The 18455-nt window shown below is 70.2% G+C and carries 13 protein-coding genes; 9 read left to right on the top strand and 4 right to left on the bottom strand.

The annotated features are described in order from the left end of the window. Window positions 1-21: 21 nt before the first annotated feature. Both LG278_RS12580 and LG278_RS12575 read left to right on the top strand, forming a co-directional pair. Window positions 22-2016: an alpha/beta-hydrolase family protein gene (locus LG278_RS12580; protein ID WP_404387320.1), complete on the top strand. Its 1995-nt coding sequence runs from the start codon at window positions 22-24 to the stop codon at window positions 2014-2016. 238 nt (window positions 2017-2254) lie between these two features. Next, window positions 2255-3379: an aromatic acid exporter family protein gene (locus LG278_RS12575; protein WP_404387318.1), complete on the top strand. Its 1125-nt coding sequence runs from the start codon at window positions 2255-2257 to the stop codon at window positions 3377-3379. Between the two features lie 34 nt (window positions 3380-3413). Here the strand turns inward: LG278_RS12575 and LG278_RS12570 are convergent, their stop codons facing one another. Further along, window positions 3414-5195, bottom strand: coding sequence for a hypothetical protein (locus LG278_RS12570; protein WP_404387317.1), 1782 nt, complete (start codon window positions 5193-5195; stop codon window positions 3414-3416). Between the two features lie 141 nt (window positions 5196-5336). Here LG278_RS12570 and LG278_RS12565 point away from each other — a divergent pair, with 141 nt between their 5' ends. The 3 genes from LG278_RS12565 to LG278_RS12555 all read left to right on the top strand — a co-directional run bounded on the left by LG278_RS12565 (window position 5337) and on the right by LG278_RS12555 (window position 8389). Beyond that, a complete protein-coding gene (locus LG278_RS12565; RefSeq protein WP_404387316.1) occupies window positions 5337-5990 on the top strand; it encodes an MBL fold metallo-hydrolase in 654 nt (217 codons plus the stop codon). Between the two features lie 108 nt (window positions 5991-6098). After that, on the top strand, window positions 6099-6842 hold the full coding sequence (locus tag LG278_RS12560; RefSeq protein WP_404393636.1) for an ABC transporter ATP-binding protein: 744 nt from the start codon (window positions 6099-6101) through the stop codon (window positions 6840-6842). Then, window positions 6818-8389, top strand: a complete 1572-nt coding sequence (locus tag LG278_RS12555) for a hypothetical protein (RefSeq protein WP_404387315.1) — start codon at window positions 6818-6820, stop codon at window positions 8387-8389. Before LG278_RS12560 ends, LG278_RS12555 begins: the two co-directional genes overlap by 25 nt. A gap of 375 nt (window positions 8390-8764) precedes the next feature. On the opposite strand, the gene ppgK is transcribed toward LG278_RS12555, so the two are convergent. Both ppgK and map read right to left on the bottom strand, forming a co-directional pair. After that, window positions 8765-9532 (bottom strand): polyphosphate--glucose phosphotransferase, encoded by a 768-nt coding sequence (gene ppgK, locus LG278_RS12550; RefSeq protein WP_404387314.1) that lies wholly within the window; start codon window positions 9530-9532, stop codon window positions 8765-8767. An 82-nt stretch (window positions 9533-9614) separates the two neighbouring features. Next, a complete protein-coding gene (map, locus tag LG278_RS12545) occupies window positions 9615-10478 on the bottom strand; it encodes a type I methionyl aminopeptidase (protein WP_404387313.1) in 864 nt (287 codons plus the stop codon). A gap of 98 nt (window positions 10479-10576) precedes the next feature. On the opposite strand from map, the gene LG278_RS12540 reads away from it, so the two are divergent. After that, window positions 10577-10786, top strand: a complete 210-nt coding sequence (locus LG278_RS12540; protein ID WP_404387312.1) for a methionine aminopeptidase — start codon at window positions 10577-10579, stop codon at window positions 10784-10786. A 29-nt stretch (window positions 10787-10815) separates the two neighbouring features. Here LG278_RS12540 and panB read toward each other — a convergent pair whose 3' ends face one another. After that, a complete protein-coding gene (gene panB / locus LG278_RS12535; protein WP_404387311.1) occupies window positions 10816-11727 on the bottom strand; it encodes a 3-methyl-2-oxobutanoate hydroxymethyltransferase in 912 nt (303 codons plus the stop codon). A 302-nt stretch (window positions 11728-12029) separates the two neighbouring features. Between panB and LG278_RS12530 the strand changes: the two genes are divergently transcribed. The 3 genes from LG278_RS12530 (at window position 12030) to LG278_RS12520 (ending at window position 18435) form a co-directional block, all read left to right on the top strand. Beyond that, complete coding sequence (locus LG278_RS12530) at window positions 12030-14354, top strand: immune inhibitor A domain-containing protein (RefSeq protein WP_404387310.1); 2325 nt, start codon at window positions 12030-12032, stop codon at window positions 14352-14354. 246 nt (window positions 14355-14600) lie between these two features. After that, window positions 14601-16937 (top strand): immune inhibitor A domain-containing protein, encoded by a 2337-nt coding sequence (locus tag LG278_RS12525; RefSeq protein WP_404387308.1) that lies wholly within the window; start codon window positions 14601-14603, stop codon window positions 16935-16937. 160 nt (window positions 16938-17097) lie between these two features. Then, window positions 17098-18435, top strand: a complete 1338-nt coding sequence (locus LG278_RS12520; RefSeq protein ID WP_404387307.1) for a glutamine synthetase family protein — start codon at window positions 17098-17100, stop codon at window positions 18433-18435. Window positions 18436-18455: the final 20 nt, after the last annotated feature.

Here is an 18455-nt window from a genome sequence, read left to right as displayed (position 1 = left end):
GACCCAGCGCTGGGAGGACTCGTGCAACCGTCGGACTCCGGGCACACCGGGCACACCGGGCAGCAGGTCGGCCTCGTCATGGCTGCGGCGATGACACCCCCGACGCTGGCGCCCTCGCTCTCGAAGCGCAGCTGGCAGGACCAGGGAGTGATCACCGGGCTGTCGACGGGCTCCCACTACCTGATGACCCTCGGCGCCCAGGACGTCATCGACGTGGTCGCCGGCCTCGCCGCGACGTCCGCGGTCTTCCCCGACGGGTGGTCCGACGCCCGCCGTCGGTCGGTGGCAGGGCTCGTCAGCGAGCTCGGCGCGGTGCCCCTGGGTCTCGGCCTCACGGCATACCTCGATCGTGCCGGTGTCTCGACCCCGGCCCGCGGCGCAGCGCGTCAGGCGGCGTGGCGGCTCGGGACCACGGCGCTGTGCGGCTGCGTGCTGCTCGGCAGCCAGGCCGGCGCGCGCGCCCTCGACCGTGCGGTCGGCGCCGACGGGCGCATCGCGGCCCTGCCCCTGTCGATCCCCGTGGGTCTGCTGACCGCCGCCGTCATCGAGCGCGCTCGTGCATCCGTGCCCGAGCCGACCACCACCGGCCCTGACACGGCTGCGCGCCCGAGCGACGACGTGCCGACGGTGCCCGGGCTGGCGGCGGGGGCAGCAGTGCTCGCCGTGCTCTGGGGTTCAGGGTGGGTGGAGCGGTGGACGGCTGAGCAGGTGCGGCGGATCGCTCCCGGGCCGACCCCCGGCTCCGGTCTGGTGTGGCGACTCGCCTCGCACGCCGCCTTCGCGGCCGCAGCGGGTCTCGGGGTCAACGCCCTGTGGAGTCGGGCCATGCTGAAGATCGAGGCCGGGAGCTCCGACGTCGACCCGTGGATGCAGGCGGCGCCGGGCGTCTGGACGCACCCCATGGTCAGCGGCGACCCGGCCAGCCTCGTGTCGTGGGACTCCCTCGGTCGCGAGGGCCGCCGGCACGCCGTGACGTTCGTGCGCCCCGAGGTGGTGGTGGACCCGCCGCCACTTCCCGGCGGACGTGTGCCCGACGACCTGTCGATCCCCACGGTCATGGGCGAGCCGGCGAGGGCGCACCCGGTGCAGGTCTTCGTGGGACTCGACAGCGCGCCGACACCGACGGAGCGGGTCGAGCTCGCCATCGCCGAGATGGACCGCACCGACGCCTGGTCGCGCTCGATGCTCATGCTCGTCTCGCCGACGGGCACGGGCTACGTCAACTACGTCGCCGTCGCCGCCGCGCAGTACCTCACGCGCGGTGACGTCGCGAGCGTCACGATGCAGTACTCCAAGCGCCCGTCGCCGCTGTCGCTCGGCAAGGTCCGCGACGCCCGCGAGCAGAACCGCCTGCTGTGGCTGCGCATCCTCGAGCGGGTGCGCGCGATGCCCCCGGACCGCCGGCCCCGGGTGGTGCTCTTCGGCGAGTCGCTGGGAGCGCACACGAGCCAGGACGTGCTCCTCGGCTGGGGCACGCTCGGACCGCAGGCGCTCGGCATCGACCGCGCCCTGTGGATCGGCACCCCGGCCGGCAGCAAGTGGATGCGCGAGGTCACGGGCGCGCCCCGGCCCGACGTCGACCCCGCACTCGTCGCCGTCGTCAACGACCACGAGCAGTTCCTCGAGATCGACGACGAGGCCCGCGCGCGGGTGCGCTACGTGCTGCTCAGCCACGACAACGACGGCGTCACCCGCTTCGGCCCCGACCTGCTGAGCCGCCGCCCGGACTGGCTGGGACCCGACCGGCCGCGCACCGAGGAGGTGCCGGGGCGCTCGCCACGCGGCATACCGGCGGCGATGCGGTGGCGCCCCGTGACGACGTTCTTCCAGACGCTCGTCGACATGAAGAACGCCCAGGTGGCGGGGTCGTATGCCGCGTGGGGTCACGACTACCGGGCCGACCTCCCGGAGTTCGTGCGCGACGTCTACGACCTCCCGTGCACCGACGAGCAGCTCCAGCGGGTCAGGGACGCCACGCGGCGACGCGAGGAGTTCCGCGAGGCGGCCTTCGACTGAGGGCGCCTCCGCCGCAGACGCCGCGGTATGCCGTCCGGCCGGGTGCGCGGGAGGGTCCAGCGGCTGCTGGGCGGGGGCTTAAAATGGTGACCGTGGGACGATCCAGCACCGGCTCGACCCGGCTGACGGGGCAGCGCGGAGGCCGATCGCGATGAGCTAGTGGCGTGATGACACCCGCACGCGGCTGCGCGCCCTGCGCAAGGCGCTGCGGCAGCCCGGACCCGAGCGCGACGCGCTCATGCTCCTCATCAAGGCCGCGCTCGCGACGGTGCTCGCGTGGCAGTTCGCCATGCACGTGCTGCAGAGCCCTGTCCCGTTCTACGCCCCGATGGCCGCGCTGCTCGTCGTCGACCGCACGATGGTGCGGTCGCTGTCGGCGAGTGCGCAGCGCATCGCCGCCGTCGTGCTCGGTCTCGGGGTCGCCTGGGTGGCAGCGACGTTCGTCGGCGTCAACTGGTGGACGATGTTCGTCGTCATCCTCGTCGCGCTCGTCATCGGACGCTGGTCGCGCCTCGGCGACCACGGCATCCAGGTGCCGGCGATGGTGCTGCTGGCGCTCATCACGGCCAAGGGCACCGACGAGGACTTCACCTCCCTGACGATCATCGAGACGATCGCCGGCGGCATCATCGGCGTTGCAGTCAACGCCCTCGTCTTCGCCCCGCTGCACCTGACGAAACCGCGACAGCGGGTCAAGGCGCTCACCGACCAGGTGCGCGACCTGCTGCTCGAGCTCTCCGACGGGCTGCGCCGCGGCTTCGACGCGGAGACCGCGCGGGGGTGGTATCGGCGCGGGGGCGACATCGCCGACCGCACCCGCTTCATCGTCGACGACATCCGCACCGGGCAGGAGAGCACGCGACTCAACCCTCGCGAGGGCATCCGACCCGCCGACGTCCACTGGGAGGGCTACGAGATCACGGTCAAGACGCTGCGGCACGTCCTCTGGCAGGTGACCGGCATCGGGCGCACGCTCGTCGATGCCGCTGACGAGCGCCACCCCGCCCCGTCGCCCGACTTCCTCGCCCGCTACGCCGACACCCTGGCGTCGATGGCCGAGGCGGTCCAGCACTTCGGGCTGCACGACGAGGAGGCGACCCGGGCCTTCGACCGCAACATCGAGCATGCCCGCGAGGTGCTCGTCGACCTCCGCGAGGAGGTCAGGGTCACCCCGCTCGACGACCCCGAGCAGTGGCCCGTCTACGGCTCGCTCATCAGCGACGCGATGCGCGCGGTCCACGAGCTGGAGGAGGCGCGGGACGAGGCGTCGCGGCCGACCGACACCGGCCCGCTGCGAGTCACTCCGACGACCGGCCCCTGGGCGCGTCTGCGCCGTCGGGGGGCAGGCGCGGCCGAGCGCTGAGCGGCTGCCGTGAGCGTCTCAGAGTCTCAGCGTCTCACCGTCTCAGGGCGTCGCGCAGGTTGACGAGCAGCACGAGGACGGCCGCCGAGGTGAGCACCCAGTAGGTGACCACCTGCCAGTTCTCGGCGAACTGCACGAGCAGGACCACGAGCGCGATGACGGCGACGACACGCAGGAGGTAGGCCGCGAGGTAGCCCCGGGCGAACGCCTCGATGCCGAGCACCAGGAAGATGGCCAGCAGGGCCGCCAGGGGTCGGTCGGTGACCTCCTCCTCGAAGAAGCCGGCCAGCAGGTAGAGGACGAACGGGGTGCTGACGACGGCCCAGAAGCCGAGCAGCCGGTCGCGGGCGCGGTCGCTGGCGGCGATCGGGGTGCGGCGGTGCGAGAGGTGGGCGTGCGGCGAGGCGACCGGCAGGCCCTCGAGCTGGGCGCGCTCCATGCTCGCTCGCTCGTCGCGCAGGTGCACCGCGCTCATGCGCAGGGTGCTGAGGGCCAGCTCGTCCGGCGCCAGGGCGTGCACCGTGGGGCTGTCAGGGCCCAGGCCGGCGGCCCGCGTCGTCAGGGCGTGCCGCGCCTGCGCGGCCTCGACCTCGAGGACCGCCAGCTGGGCATCGATCTCGGCGAGCCGGTCGGCCACGAGCCGCGACTCCGCCTCGGGGCTCGGTGCCACCTTGCCGAGGCCGGCCCAGCCCACCGGGTCTCCCCACGACGACCGCACCGTGGCGTTGCGCTCGTAGCGGGGGCCTGCCGGCCCCCGCTCGCCGCCGAGGCGGTCCTTGGTGTCATGCCCCCAGAGACCGCGGTAGTCGCGCACCCACGGGGTGTCCTCGTCGATGACGACCGGCTCCCAGGGCAGCGCCTGCTCCGGACCGAAGGCCGGGCCGTCGCCGCGGGCGTAGTCGACGTAGGGGATGCCGAGACCCTTGCTCTGCGCGGCCCGCAACCACGGGGCGAAGAGCTTGGCGACGCTGCGCACCGCGGGCACGATGCCGCCCAACGACGGCGGCGTGATGGTGATGAGGTAGTCGCCAGCGAGGTAGGCGCCGGAGTGTGACCCGGCGCCGGCGAAGACGACGGGGTGCCGGCCCCCGACGATCGAGAGGTCGGGGTCGTCCCATCGCCGGCGCAGGTCGTCGCCGACCTCGTCGTGGGCGGAGAAGACGACCCACCGCGCCGGCGGCAGCCCGTCGGCATCGAGGGTGCCCGACCCGTCGAGGAAGACCGTCACCTGCTCCCAGTCGGCCTCGTGCTCGTTGACACCGGAGAAGCCGGAGCGCCAGTTGTTGAAGGAGTAGAAGAACCAGTACTGGCACACGATCCAGTCGTCGCTGCGGACGACGCGTCCGTAGTAGGTCGGACGGTGGGGCGACAGGCGCTCCTGCTGTACGGCATACGCCGTGGCAGCGCTGCCGCCGGGCACGGAGCCCCGCAGCAGGAGCGAGAGCCGGCTCAAGGTGTCGATGGTGCGTCCGAGCAGCCCCACCTGCGCCAGACGGCTGCCCGCGTGGAAGCTCGGGCGCGTGCCGGGGAGCAGGCGCCGCACGCGGGCCCACCACGACGTCGGCTCGGTCAGCCCGCTGAGCGACAGGCCGGGGCCGTCGTGCCTCGCGCCCACGTCGGCCAGCATGTCGAGGGTGAGCGACCCCGGGCCGGCGATCACCTCGGTGGTGCCGGCCTCGTTGCGGATCAGGCTCGCTCCCGCGACGTAGGCGTCGACGGCGACCGGCACGAAGTACTCCCCGTCGGTGAGGCGGACCACCGGCTCGTAGGCGCGCAACAGCGCCAAGTCGTCCGACACCCCGGCCGCCTCCGTCACGCCGCCCACCTCGTCGTCATCGCGCACCCCCGACCGGGCCACACCGCTGACGCGAGTGTGCCATCGAGCTCCCGGCGCGCGGGCGCCTTTGCCCAGCAGGGCGTATGCCGTCTCGTCGGGTGCGCGTGATTAGGTGGAGCCATGCGCGTGACTCACCTCGGACATGCCTGCCTGCTCGTCGAGACGGCCGATCGCCGCATCCTCATCGACCCCGGCAACTTCTCGTCGGGCTTCGAGGAGCTCACCGATCTCGACGCGATCGTCGTCACCCACAACCACCCCGACCACTTCGACCCCGAGCGCGCGCCGCGGCTCATCCGGGCCAACCCCCGCACTCCCGTGCACACCGACCCGCTCACGGCGGAGTCGCTGCGGTCCGAGGGGCTGGCGGCCGTGCCGACGCGGCAGGGGGAGGAGTTCGAGGTCGGTGACGTGACGGTGACGCCCGTCGGTGAGCTGCACGCCTTCAACCACGACGCGATGCCGCGCATCCCCAACGTCGGGGTCGTGCTGCGCGCCGACGGCGAGCCGACGCTCTTCCACCCCGGCGACGCCTACGACGCCGAGCCCGGTCCCGTCGACGTCCTCGCCCATCCGCTCAACGCGCCGTGGGCCGCCAGTCGCGACTCGATCGCCTTCGTCGCCCGCATCTCGCCCTCGGTCTTCCTCCCGATCCACGACGGGCTGCTCTCGCAGCAGGGGCGGCAGATGTACTCCGGCCACGTGCTGCAGTTCTCCGGGGTCGAGGGTCTCGACTACGTCGATCTGCGCGACGACGAGTCCGCGACCTTCTGACCGTGTCGCAGTGATGGCCGACCTCGGGGGAGTGCCGTGAGCGAGTCTGGTCATGTGACGGATCTGCCTGCGCCGCAAGGCTCGCCGAGGGAAGGCCCGGCCATCGCGATGCGCGGGCTCGGGAAGCGCTTCGGTGACCTCATCGCGGTGCGGGGCATCGACCTGGACGTGCCGCGCGGGTCGTTCTTCGGGCTCGTCGGTCCCAACGGTGCCGGCAAGACGACGACCCTCTCGATGGTGACGGGCCTGCTGCGCCCCGACAACGGTCAGGCGTTCGTGCTCGGCCACGACGTCTGGGCCGACCCCGTCGCCGCCAAGCGGCTCCTCGGCGTGCTCCCTGACGGGCTCAAGCTCTTCGACCGGCTCACCGGGCTCCAGCTCATCACGTATGCCGGACTGCTGCGCGGGATGCCACGTGAGCTCGCGACCGAGCGGGCCTCGGAGCTCATCGCGGCGCTCGGCCTCGGAGAGGCGCAGGGCAAGCTCGTCGTCGACTACTCGGCCGGCATGACGAAGAAGGCCACGCTCGCCTGCGCGCTCGTGCATGCGCCGAGGGTGCTCGTGCTCGACGAGCCCTTCGAGGCGGTCGACCCCGTCTCGGCGGCCACGATCCGCCGCATCCTCGAGGACTACGTCGCCGCCGGCGGCACGGTGGTGCTCTCGAGCCATGTCATGGACCTCGTGCAACGGCTGTGCAGCCACGTCGCCGTCATCGCCGACGGGCAGGTGCTGGCGGTCGGACCCATCGACGAGGTGCGCGGTGGTCGCTCCCTCGAGGAGCGCTTCGTCGACCTCGTCGGCGGCAGCACCGAGGTGGAGGGGCTGTCGTGGTTGCGCACCTCCTCCGACTGAAGCTGCTCCTCCTGCGAAACCTCTTCCGCCGCAGTCGGGCCCAGACGATCGGCCTCATCGCCGGCATCATCTACTTCTCGTTCGCGGTCGTCGGTGTCGCGGTGGCGCTGGCGTCGTTGCGCACCTCGCCCGGTGACGCCCGGGTGGTGATCCCGCTCGTCGGGGCCGCGACCATCGTGCTGTGGACGATCGTGCCGCTCTTCACGTTCGGGTCCGACCCGACCCTCGACCCGGCGCGGTTCTCGACGTTCGCGATCCCGACGCGTGACCTCGCTGTCGGGTTGGCGCTGTCGGCCCTCATCGGCCTGCCCGCGATCGCCACCGGGGTCATCATGACCGGCGTCTTCGTCGCCTCGACAGTGACGCTCGCGTCGTCGGTGGTCGGCCTGCTCTCCGTGGTCATCGGGGTGCTGACGGCAGTGACGACGAGCCGGTGGGTCTCGGCGAGGTCCACCGGCGCCCTGCAGTCGCGGCGCGGTCGTGACGCTCTCGGCATCGCGGCCCTGCTGCTCCTCGTCGTCGTGGCGCCGGTCGTGGCCATCGTCGGCCGGTCGAGCGACGACGCGAAGGCCACGGCCGACCTGCTGTCCGACGTCGTCGCGTGGACCCCGCTCGGGTGGGTGTGGGCCGCCCCCAGCGACATCGCCGCGGGTGACACGCTCATTGGCCTCGTGCGGCTCGGGCTCGGCGCTGCGACGTTGCTCCTCGTCGGACGACTCTGGGCAGCGGCCGTGGCCGACCAGGTCGAGAACCCCCGAGCGATCTCGCGCTCCGACGCGGGGGTGGCAGCCGACGGCGACCTCGGGCTGCTCGGGCGCCTGCCCGACACTCCCGGTGGGGCGGTGGCCGGTCGCGTGCTCACCTACTACCGCCGAGACCCTCGCTTCCAGGTCTCGGTCATCATGACGCCGCTCGTGCCGCTGCTGCTGCTCGTGCCCTACTACCTCGGCGACGTGGCGTGGGCCCCCTTGCTGATGGCGCCGCTCGTCGCCTTCCTGCTCGGCTGGGGTGAGCACAACGCGGTGGCCTACGACTCCGATGCGATCTGGCTGCACCTCGTCACGGCCACCCCCGGCGGCGCCGACCGGCGGGGTCGTCTCGTCTCCTCCGTGCTGCTCGCCGCCGTGCTCCTGCCGACCTACGCGGTCGTTGGCGCCTGGGTCGGTCAGCGGTTCGACCTGCTCGGCGGCCTGGTCGGGCTCTCGGTGGCCTTGCTCGGCGCGGGCTACGGGCTCTCGAGCATCATGAGCGTCGTGCTGCCCTACCCGGTGCCCGAGTCGGGGGAGAGCCCGTTTGCCTCACCGCCCGGTGCTGCCGGCGTCACCCTGCTCTCGCAGACGGTGGCGAGCATCGGCACCGCGGTGATCGCCTCGCCCGTCGTCGTGCTCGCCTGGCTCGGGTGGCAGGGGCAGGTGTGGGCCGTCTGGGCCACCGCGGTGCTCGGCGTCGTGCTCGGCGTCGCGGCCGCCCTCGTCGGCATCCGCATCGGGGCGCGCATCTTCGAGCGCAGCGGCCCCGAGCTCCTCGCCGCCCTCCGCCGCACCTGACACCAGGACCCCACCGCCCACCGTCGAGTGGGCACTTTCCACCGGAGACTCGGCCCGTGGGGTGTGAACGCGCGATGCAAAGTGCCCACTCGACGTGATGGTGGGTCGAGTGCCCAGTTTCCGACCGGCATACCCCGTCAGAAAGTCCCCACTCGACGGGGTCTGCAGGTCGAGTGGGCACTTTCCACCGGGGCCTGGGCCACGTGGGGTGTGGACGTGCGATGCAAAGTGCCCACTCGACGGGGTCTGCAGGTCGAGTGGGCACTTTCCACCGGGGCCTGGGCCCCGTGGGGTGTGGACGTGCGGTGCAAAGTGCCCACTCGACGGGGTCTGTAGGTCGAGTGGGCACTTTCCATCCGCGGCGGGGGCCCTGCGTCAGGAAGTCTTGGACCGCTCGACGGCGAGGTGGGCGGCACCGATGATGCCGGCCTGGTTGCGCAGCTGTGCAGGCACGATGGGACAGCGCAGCGTGAGCTTGGGCAGGAACTTCTCGCTGTCCTTGGAGATGCCGCCGCCGACGACGATGAGGTCGGGCGAGAAGAGCTTCTCGATCGTGTCGTAGTAGGTCTGAAGGCGCTCGGCATACTCCGTCCAGGACAGCTCCTCGGCGTCCTTGGCCGACGAGGCCGCACGGTCCTCGGCGTCGTAGCCGTCGATCTCGAGGTGCCCGAGCTCGGAGTTGGGCACGAGGCGTCCGTCGTGGATGATCGCCGTGCCGATGCCGGTCCCGAGGGTGGTGAGGATGACGAGTCCCTGCACGCCCTTGGCTGCGCCGTAGTGCAACTCGGCGATGCCGGCCGCGTCGGCGTCGTTGAGCACCGTGACGGAGCGCCCCGTGTGCTCCTTGATGAGCGCCTCGGCGTCGGTGTTGAGCCACGACGGGTCGATGTTGGCGGCCGACAGCACCGTGCCCCGGATGACGACAGCGGGCACCGTGACGCCGATGGGGGAGTCACCGGTCTGCTCGGCGAAGTGGTCGACGATCTGGTCGACGACCTCGGCCACGGCGTCAGGGGTTGCCGGCTTCGGGGTCAGGATCTTCAGACGCGCCCCGGCGAGTTCACCGGCCGCGAGGTCGACCGGGGCACCCTTGATGCCGCTGCCGCCGATGTCGATGCCGAGTGGCTTGCCCTTCTTGCCCATGTGCTGCAACTTCCTTGTCGAGGTCCGGGGTGCGTCGAGAACTGCTGGTGTGACCAGGTGGTGCGGATCTGGCGTGAGGAGCCTACGGGAGCGTGAGGATCTCGTTGCCGGTGTCCGTCACGAGGATGGTGTGCTCGAACTGCGCCGAGCGCTGCCCGTCACGGGTCACGACGGTCCAGCCGTCGTCCCACATCCGCCACTCGTGGGTGCCTAGGTTGAGCATCGGCTCGATCGTGAAGGTCATGCCGGCCTGGATGACGGTGCCGTAGTGGGGCGCAGCGTCGTAGTGCGGCACGATCAAGCCGGAGTGGAACTCCGTGCCGATGCCGTGGCCGGTGAAGTCGCGCACGACGCCGTAGCCGAAGCGCTTCGCGTAGCTCTCGATGACCCGTCCGATGACGTTGATCTCTCGGCCCGGACGCGCAGCGCGGATGCCGCGCATCATCGCCTCGTGGGTGCGCTCGACGAGCAGGCGCGACTCCTCGTCGACGTCACCGACGAGATAGGTCGCGTCCGTGTCGCCGTGCACGCCACCGATGTATGCCGTGACGTCGATGTTGACGATGTCGCCGTCCTCGAGCGGGCGGGCGTCGGGGATGCCGTGGCAGATCACCTCGTTGACGCTGGTGCACACCGACTTGGGAAAGGCCTTGTAGCCCAAGGGGGACGGGTAGGCGCCGTGGTCGAGCATGAACTCGTGGGCCACGGCGTCGAGCTCGTCGGTCGTCACTCCCGGGGCGATGCGCTCCGCCGCCGCGGCCATCGCCTGGGCGGCGATGCGCCCAGCGACACGCATCCGCTCGATCGTCTCGGCATCCTTGATGCGCGCGTCGCCGTCCTCGCGGGGGTCGGGCACGTCGACGTAGTGCGGTCGCTCGATCGAGCTGGGCACAGCGCGGCGCGGACTCAGCGGGTGCGGGGCCACCGGGGCGTGGAGCAACGGCATACGGTGGAGTCTAGGTCGTCGTGAGCGCGCCCCGACGCGGGCCGCCCACGACCCGGACCTCCCAGTTCAGGACGTCAGCGCAGATGTGAGGAGTGGCAGTGAGCTTCTGGTACAACGTCGACACCGGCCAGGTCGAGAGCGACGACAACCGCAGCCGAGGCGAGCAGGTGCTCGGCCCCTACGCCACGGAGGCGGAGGCGAGAGCGGCCCTCGAGACGGCCCACAAGAAGACGGAGCAGTGGGACGCCGAGGACCGCGCGTGGCGCGATGGCGCCGGGGCGCGCGACGAGGACGAGCTGGACGACTGACGCGTCGCGGCGGGGCCCGCGGCCGGGACCTAGGACTCGAAGGAGTGCTCGGCCGCGGGGAAGGCGCCCGACTCGACGTCAGCGGCATACGCCTGGGCGGCGTCGATGAGGGTGCCGCGCAGGTCGGCGTACTTCTTGACGAAGCGCGGTGCCTTGCCGCTGCGCAGCCCGGCGAAGTCGCTCCACACGAGCACTTGGGCATCGGTGCCGTTGCCGGCTCCGATGCCGATGGTCGGGATCGCGAGCGCCTCGGTGACGCGCGTCGCGACGGGTGCGGGCACCATCTCGAGGACGACCGAGAAGGCTCCGGCGTCCTGCACCGCGCGGGCCTCGGCGATGAGCTCCTCGGCCGCGTCGCCACGCCCCTGCACGCGGTAGCCGCCGAGCTGGTGCTCGCTCTGCGGCGTGAAGCCGAGGTGCGCCATCACGGGGATGCCGGCGTCGGTGAGGGCCCTGATGAGCGGGACCATCGGGCTGCCGCCCTCGAGCTTCACGGCGTGGGCAAGCCCCTCCTTCATGAGCCGCACGGCGCTGGTGAAGCCCTGCTCCACCGACGCGCCATAGGAGCCGAACGGCATGTCGGCCACGACGAGGGCGCGCCGCGCCGCCGACGAGACGGCGCGCACGAGCGGCACCATCTCGTCGAGCGTCACCGGCACCGTCGTCTCGTAGCCGTAGACGTTGTTGCCCGCCGAGTCGCCGACGAGCAGCACGGGGATGCCGGCCTCGTCGAAGATCTGGGCGGCATACATGTCGTATGCGGTGAGCATCGCCCACTTGCGGCCCTCCGTCTTCATGGCGTGCAGGTGCGGGATGCGCACCCGTCGTGGCGAGGGTGACGCACCCGCGGTGGACGGGGCACCCACCGCGGCGGCGGCACCGCCCGTGGGCTGACCGGCCGAGCCGTAGGGGTTGGGCTCCTCAGGTGCCTGCGCGCTCATGGCGCCGATGCTAGCGGTGCCCTCCGTCGGCGCCTTCCGTCACCGCCTGCCGTCCGCCTTCCGGCAGCGACTGCTATCAACCGGTCCGGCTCGGAGGTGGTTGCCACCTTGCCCGCTCACCGGGCACATCCGGTGTCCAAGGTGACTGCAAAAATTTACGCCCTCTTTAAGGTTGTGCTGCTGAAATTGCCTGCGGCCCAAGTTTTTACATGGATTTCACGTGCAACCCTCAATTTGTGGCGCATCTGTGCTCTCATACCTGAGGCGCCGCTCTGGCGTCAGATCCATCAGGAGGACAGATCTTGAACAAGCGTCACTGGAGCGCTGTCTCCGGGCTGGCCGTGGGGGCGCTCGTCGTCACCGGCCTCACCGCCCCGATGCAGGCTCAGGCAACGCCGGCGGCGCCGGCCCCGGTCAGCGGAGACCCCGCTGAGGCCCAGGCATCGCGCCCCGACAACCTGCCCAACCCGCTCGCCGAGGCCCAGGCCGCCGAGACGAAGGCTGCCGTCACCAAGCTCCTCAAGGGCGAGGCGACGACCAAGACGATCAACGGCAACCGCGTCATCGAGGTCAAGACCACGGCCAAGAACGGCAAGGCCGGCACGTCGAAGTACGTCAACTACCCGGTGAACCGCGAGGAGGACATCTTCACGATCCTCGTCGAGTTCGGCGACCAGATCAACGCCAGCACCAAGGGCTCCCCGGGACCGCTGCACAACAAGATCCCCGAGCCCGACCGCCTGTGGGACGGCAGTGCGACCGACGACAACTCGACCTACTGGGTGCCCGACTTCAACCGGTCGCACTTCATGGACCTCATGTTCGGCGAGGGCGAGTCGTTCAAGGACTTCTACCTCAAGCAGTCCAACGGCCGCTTCATCGCCAAGGGCGATGTGTCCGACTGGGTCAAGGTGCCGTTCAACGAGGCCCGCTACGGCTCCAACGGCTTCGCCCAGAGCTCGACCTACTGGCCCTTCGTGCGCGACACCGCCAAGGCCTGGTACGACGCGCAGGTCGCGGCCGGCAAGACGCCCGCCGAGATCAAGACCTACCTCGCGCAGTTCGACAAGGTCGACCGCTACGACTACGACGGCGACGGCGACTTCAACGAGCCCGACGGCTACATCGACCACTTCCAGGCGATCCACGCCGGCGAGGGCGAGGAGGCTGGCGGCGGAGCCCAGGGCGCCGACGCCATCTGGTCGCACCGCTGGTACGCCTACTCCACGAGCGCCGGCTCGGCCGGCCCCGACTTCAACAAGCTCGGCGGCGTGCCGCTCGGTGACACCGGCATGTGGATCGGTGACTACACGACCGAGCCCGAGAACGGCGGCCTCGGCGTCTTCGCGCACGAGTTCGGTCACGACCTCGGTCTGCCCGACCTCTACGACACCAACGGCGGCGACAACAGCACCGCGTTCTGGACGTTGATGAGCGGCGGGTCGTGGCTCAACCGCGGCACCGACTCCATCGGAACGACGCCCGGCTACATGGGTCCGTGGGAGAAGCTCCAGCTCGGCTGGCTCGACTACAAGACGGTGCCCTTCGGTGAGGACATGACGGTCAAGCTGAGCCAGGCCGACAAGGCCACGAAGAGCGGCTCCGCACAGGCTCTCGTCGTCCCGCTGCCGGAGCGCACGGTCACCACCAAGCGCAACACGCCGCACTCCGGCTCGGCCGAGTGGTGGAGTGGCTACGGAGACAACCTCAACTCGACGCTGACGCGCACCGTCGACCTCACGGGCGCCAAGACGTCCGCGTCGGTCAGCGCCTGGGTGCAGGGCAACCTCGAGCCGGACTACGACTACCTCTACGGCGAGGTCTCGACCGACAACGGCGGCAGCTGGACGCAGATCGGTGCCCCCACCGACGGTGTCTTCGCCTGGGCCCAGAAGTCGTGGGACCTGTCGGCCTACGTCGGCAAGAGCGTGCAGTTCCGCTTCCGGGTGGCCACTGACGGTGGTGTCTCGAGCGAGGCCTTCATCGACGACATCTCGGTGACCGTCGACGGTGTCAGCACGGTCGACAACGTCGAGGCCGGCGCGGGCTCGTGGACGGCGAAGGGCTTCTCGGTCACGAGCGGCACGACGTCCAAGCAGGTCCAGGACTTCTACTTCGCCGAGAACCGCACCTACAGCGGCTACGACGCGACGCTGAAGACCGGTCCGTACAACTTCGGCTGGACCACCACCAAGCCCGACTGGGTGGAGCGCTTCCCCTACCAGAACGGCATGCTCGTCTGGTTCGCCAACGGTGACTACGCCGACAACAACACCAAGGACCACCCCGGTGGTGGCCAGGTGCTGCCCGTCGACGCCCGTCCCGCGCCGATCATGCTGAAGAACGCCGACGGCACGTCGACGATGCTCGGCAACCGTCGCCAGCCGTTCGACGCCACCTTCGGCCAGGAGGCCACCGACGCGGTGACCTTCCACCGCAACGGTGTCCCCACAGTCGTCCCGTCGTCGCCGGCGATCCCGACGTTCGACGATTCGGACCCGAACCGCTACTGGTCCTCGGCCAACCCGTGGGCGTCCACCAAGGTGGCCGGCTCGGGCACGACGATGACCGTGAGCAAGACCACGGACGGCGGCAACGAGCTGCAGGTCAAGGTCAAGTTCAAGTGACCTGACGGTCGACTGACCGAGAGGGCTCCCGAGATCATCTCGGGGGCCCTCTCGCGTCCCGAGCTCGCGGCGCAAATCGCTTGTCGCACAATCTCTTTCGATTCCCGGGCCGACTTCTGGGCGCTCAACCTCCCACAGCCCCGCACGCTGTGCTCGAATGGCCGGGGCGCCTCATCAGGAGGTCGCCACCGATCCAGGAGGAGAGTTGTGAACCAGCGCCGATGGAGCGCTGTCTCGGGGATAGCTGTGGGAGCGCTTGCCGCTGCCGTTCTTGTTGCCCCGACACAGGCTCAAGCAACACCGACGACCAAGGCCCCGGCGAGCGGTGACCCCGCTGCAGCCCAGGCCTCGCGCCCGGACAACCTGCCGAACCCGCTCGCGGAGGCACAGGCCAAGGAGCGCCAGGACGCCATCACCAAGCTCATCAACGGTGAGGCCACCACGCGGACGATCAACGGCAACCGCGTGATCGAGGTCAAGTCGAGGGCCAAGGACAAGAACGGCCGCTCGGTCGCCACGTCCAAGTACGTCAACTACCCGGTCGACCGTGAGGAGGACATCTTCACGATCCTCGTCGAGTTCGGCGACACGGTGAACCCGACCACGGGTGGCAGCGCCGGTCCGCTGCACAACCAGATCGAGGAGCCCGACCGGGTGTGGGACAGGAGCCCCACCGACGACAACTCGACGTACTGGCTGCCGGACTTCAACCGCGCGCACTACCAGCAGCTGATGTTCGGGGCCACGGACTCGTTCCGCGACTTCTACCTCAAGCAGTCCAACGGCCGCTTCCTCGCCAAGGGTGACGTCTCGGACTGGGTCAAGGTGCCCAACAACGAGGCGCGATACGGCTCCAACAAGGTCTCCGACTCGCAGACCTACTGGCCGTTCGTGCGCGACACAGCGACCGCCTGGTACAACGCCGAGAAGGCCGCAGGCAAGACGGACGCGCAGATCAAGACCTACCTCGCGCAGTTCGACAAGGTCGACCGTTATGACTACGACGGTGACGGCGACTTCAACGAGCCCGACGGCTACATCGACCACTTCCAGGCGATCCACGCCGGCGAGGGCGAGGAGGCCGGCGGCGGAGCCCAGGGCGAGGACGCCATCTGGTCGCACCGCTGGTACGCCTACTCCAACACGGCGGGCTCGCAGGGTCCCAGCTTCAACAAGGCCGGCGGCACCCAGCTCGGCAGTTCCGGCATCTGGATCGGTGACTACACGACCGAGCCCGAGAACGGCGGCCTCGGCGTCTTCGCCCACGAGTTCGGTCACGACCTCGGTCTGCCCGACCTCTACGACACCGCCGGTGGCGACAACGGCACGGGCTACTGGACGCTGATGAGCGGCGGTTCCTGGATGAGCCGGAGCAAGACCGACATCGGCACCCGCCCGTCCTACATGGGCGCGTGGGAGAAGCTGCAACTCGGCTGGCTCGACTACGCCGTCGTGCAACCCGGCCAGACGAGGAACGTCAAGATGGGCCCGGCCTCCAAGGTCGTGCTCGACAAGGCGAGCACGTGGGACTACTCCTACGGGGTCAAGCCGCAGGCCACCATCGTCCCGCTGCCGGAGCGCACGGTCACGACGAAGCGCAACACGCCGCACTCCGGCACGGCGCAGTGGTGGAGCGGCTTCGGCGACAACCTCAACTCGACCCTGGCCCGCACCGTCGACCTGACGGGCGCCACGACCTCCGCGTCGATCAGCGCCTGGGTGCAGGGCAACCTCGAGGTGGACTACGACTACCTCTACGGCGAGGTCTCGACCGACAACGGGGCCAGCTGGACCCAGGTCGGCCCCGCCATCGACGGGGTGTTCGCCTGGAGCCAGAAGAGCTGGGACCTCTCGGCCTACAAGGGCCAGTCGGTCCAGTTCCGCTTCCGGGTCTCCACCGACGGCGGCGTCTCGAGCGAGGCGTTCATCGACGACATCTCGGTGACCAAGGACGGCGTGGCCGGACCGGTCGACGACGTCGAGGCCGGTGCCGGGTCGTGGACCGCGAAGGGCTTCACCGTCAGCAGCGGCACCACCTCGCGCCAGGTGCAGGACTTCTACATCGCCGAGAACCGCTCCTACACGGGCTACGACCGGACCCTCAAGACGGGCCCCTACAACTTCGGTTGGGCCGACACCCGTCCGAACTGGGTCGAGAAGTTCCCCTACCAGAACGGTCTGCTCGTCTGGTTCGCCAACGGTGAGTTCACCAACAACAACACCTCGGCGCACCCGGGTGCAGGGCTCGTCCTGCCGGTCGACGCACGTCCGAAGGCGATCAAGTTTCCTGGCACCCCCGGTGGGTCGGCCGTGCTGCTCGGCAACCGCCGTCAGCCCTTCGACGCCACCTTCGGCCAGGAGCGCACCGACGCGGTGACCTTCCACCGCAACGGCTACGGCGTCTACGTCCGGTCGAGCCCGGCGATCCCGACGTTCGACGACAGCGACCCGAACCGCTACTGGGACTCGGCCAACCCGCTCGGCTCGACGAAGGTCGCCGGTGCCGGCGTCAGGCTCACGGTCACCGCGACCTCCGACAACGCCGAGAACATGACGGTCCGCGTCGTCAACCCGGCCCCGTGAGGCCGCTCGACGACTGACGAGCCGCCAGTGCGGTGAACGGCCCCCGGGGACCAGCTCCCCGGGGGCCGTTCCCTCGCCCGGACGGCATACGGCAGCGGTGCCGTCTTAAAAGCGCGGGTGTCGTCACATGCGCGAAACAGCGATGCGGCAGGATCGACACATGAACCGTCAGGAAGAGTTCGTGCTGCGCACGATCGAAGAGCGCGACATCCGCTTCGTCCGTCTCTGGTTCACGGACGTGCTCGGCACGCTCAAGTCCGTGGCCGTCGCGCCGGCGGAGCTCGAGGGTGCCTTCGCCGAGGGGATCGGCTTCGACGGCTCGGCCATCGAGGGCCTCACCCGGGTCTACGAGGCAGACATGCTCGCCAAGCCCGACCCGTCGACCTTCCAGATCCTGCCGTGGCGAGGCGACCCGCCCGGCACGGCCCGGATGTTCTGCGACCTGCAGCTTCCCGACGGGGCGCCGAGCTTCGCCGACCCACGGCACGTGCTGCAGCGCGCGCTCACCAAGGCCGCAGACCTCGGCTTCACGTTCTACACGCACCCCGAGATCGAGTTCTTCCTCCTCGAGCAGGAGCGGGGTCCGCTCGGGCGTCCGGTGCCGGTCGACGACGCCGGCTACTTCGACCACGTGCCCCACGGCACCGGCCACGACTTCCGTCGCGCCGCCATCACGATGCTCGAGAATATGGGCATCTCGGTCGAGTTCAGCCACCACGAGGGCGCCCCGGGCCAGAACGAGATCGACCTGCGCTACGCCGACGCGCTCAGCACGGCCGACAACATCATGACCTTCCGCACGGTCGTCAAGGAGGTGGCGCTCACCCAGGGCATCTACGCAACCTTCATGCCGAAGCCGTTCTCCGAGCACCCCGGCTCGGGCATGCACACCCACCTCTCGCTCTTCGAGGGCGACTCCAACGCCTTCTACGAGGCTGGCGCGCCCTACCAGCTGAGCAAGGTCGGTCGTCAGTTCATCGCCGGGCTGCTGCGGCACGGCGCCGAGACGACGGCCATCACCAACCAGTGGGTCAACTCCTACAAGCGCCTCTGGGGTGGGGGAGAGGCGCCCGCCCACCTCACGTGGGGCCACAACAACCGCTCCGCCCTCGTGCGGGTGCCGATGCACAAGCCCAACAAGGGGCAGTCGACCCGGGTCGAGGTGCGCTCCCTCGACGCCGCGTGCAACCCCTACCTCGCCTTCGCCGTGCTGCTCAGCTCCGGCCTCAAGGGCATCGAGGAGGGCTACGAGCTGCCGCCGGAGACCGAGGACGACGTGTGGAGCCTCACCGACTCCGAGCGTCGGGCGATGGGCATCAAGCCGCTGCCGACCTCGCTCGGCCGTGCCCTCGAGGTGATGGAGGAGAGCGAGCTCGTCGCCGACATCCTCGGCGAGCACGTCTTCGACTTCTTCCTGCGCAACAAGCGCCAGGAGTGGCAGGACTACCGTCACGAGGTCAGCCAGTTCGAGCTCGACCGCTACCTCCCGCGCCTCTGAGGCGGGTCGAGACGCGAGGG

It is taken from the genome of Humibacillus xanthopallidus, assembly GCF_044793955.1.
GTDB classification, from domain to species: domain Bacteria; phylum Actinomycetota; class Actinomycetes; order Actinomycetales; family Dermatophilaceae; genus Humibacillus; species Humibacillus xanthopallidus_C.
Note: the sequence above shows the minus strand (reverse complement) of the source record. Positions and strands in the feature narration are given on the sequence as shown.

Bases quoted from the DNA above. Each gene is read 5' to 3' on its own strand.
- LG278_RS12565 (WP_404387316.1), top strand. From the start codon at position 5,337: ATGCGCGTGACTCACCTCGGACATGCCTGCCTGCTCGTCGAGACGGCC.
- LG278_RS12560 (WP_404393636.1), top strand. From the start codon at position 6,099: ATGCGCGGGCTCGGGAAGCGCTTCGGTGACCTCATCGCGGTGCGGGGC.
- panB (WP_404387311.1), bottom strand. From the start codon at position 11,727: ATGAGCGCGCAGGCACCTGAGGAGCCCAACCCCTACGGCTCGGCCGGT.
- map (WP_404387313.1), bottom strand. From the start codon at position 10,478: ATGCCGTTGCTCCACGCCCCGGTGGCCCCGCACCCGCTGAGTCCGCGC.
- ppgK (WP_404387314.1), bottom strand. From the start codon at position 9,532: ATGGGCAAGAAGGGCAAGCCACTCGGCATCGACATCGGCGGCAGCGGC.
- LG278_RS12575 (WP_404387318.1), top strand. From the start codon at position 2,255: ATGCTCCTCATCAAGGCCGCGCTCGCGACGGTGCTCGCGTGGCAGTTC.
- LG278_RS12520 (WP_404387307.1), top strand. From the start codon at position 17,098: ATGAACCGTCAGGAAGAGTTCGTGCTGCGCACGATCGAAGAGCGCGAC.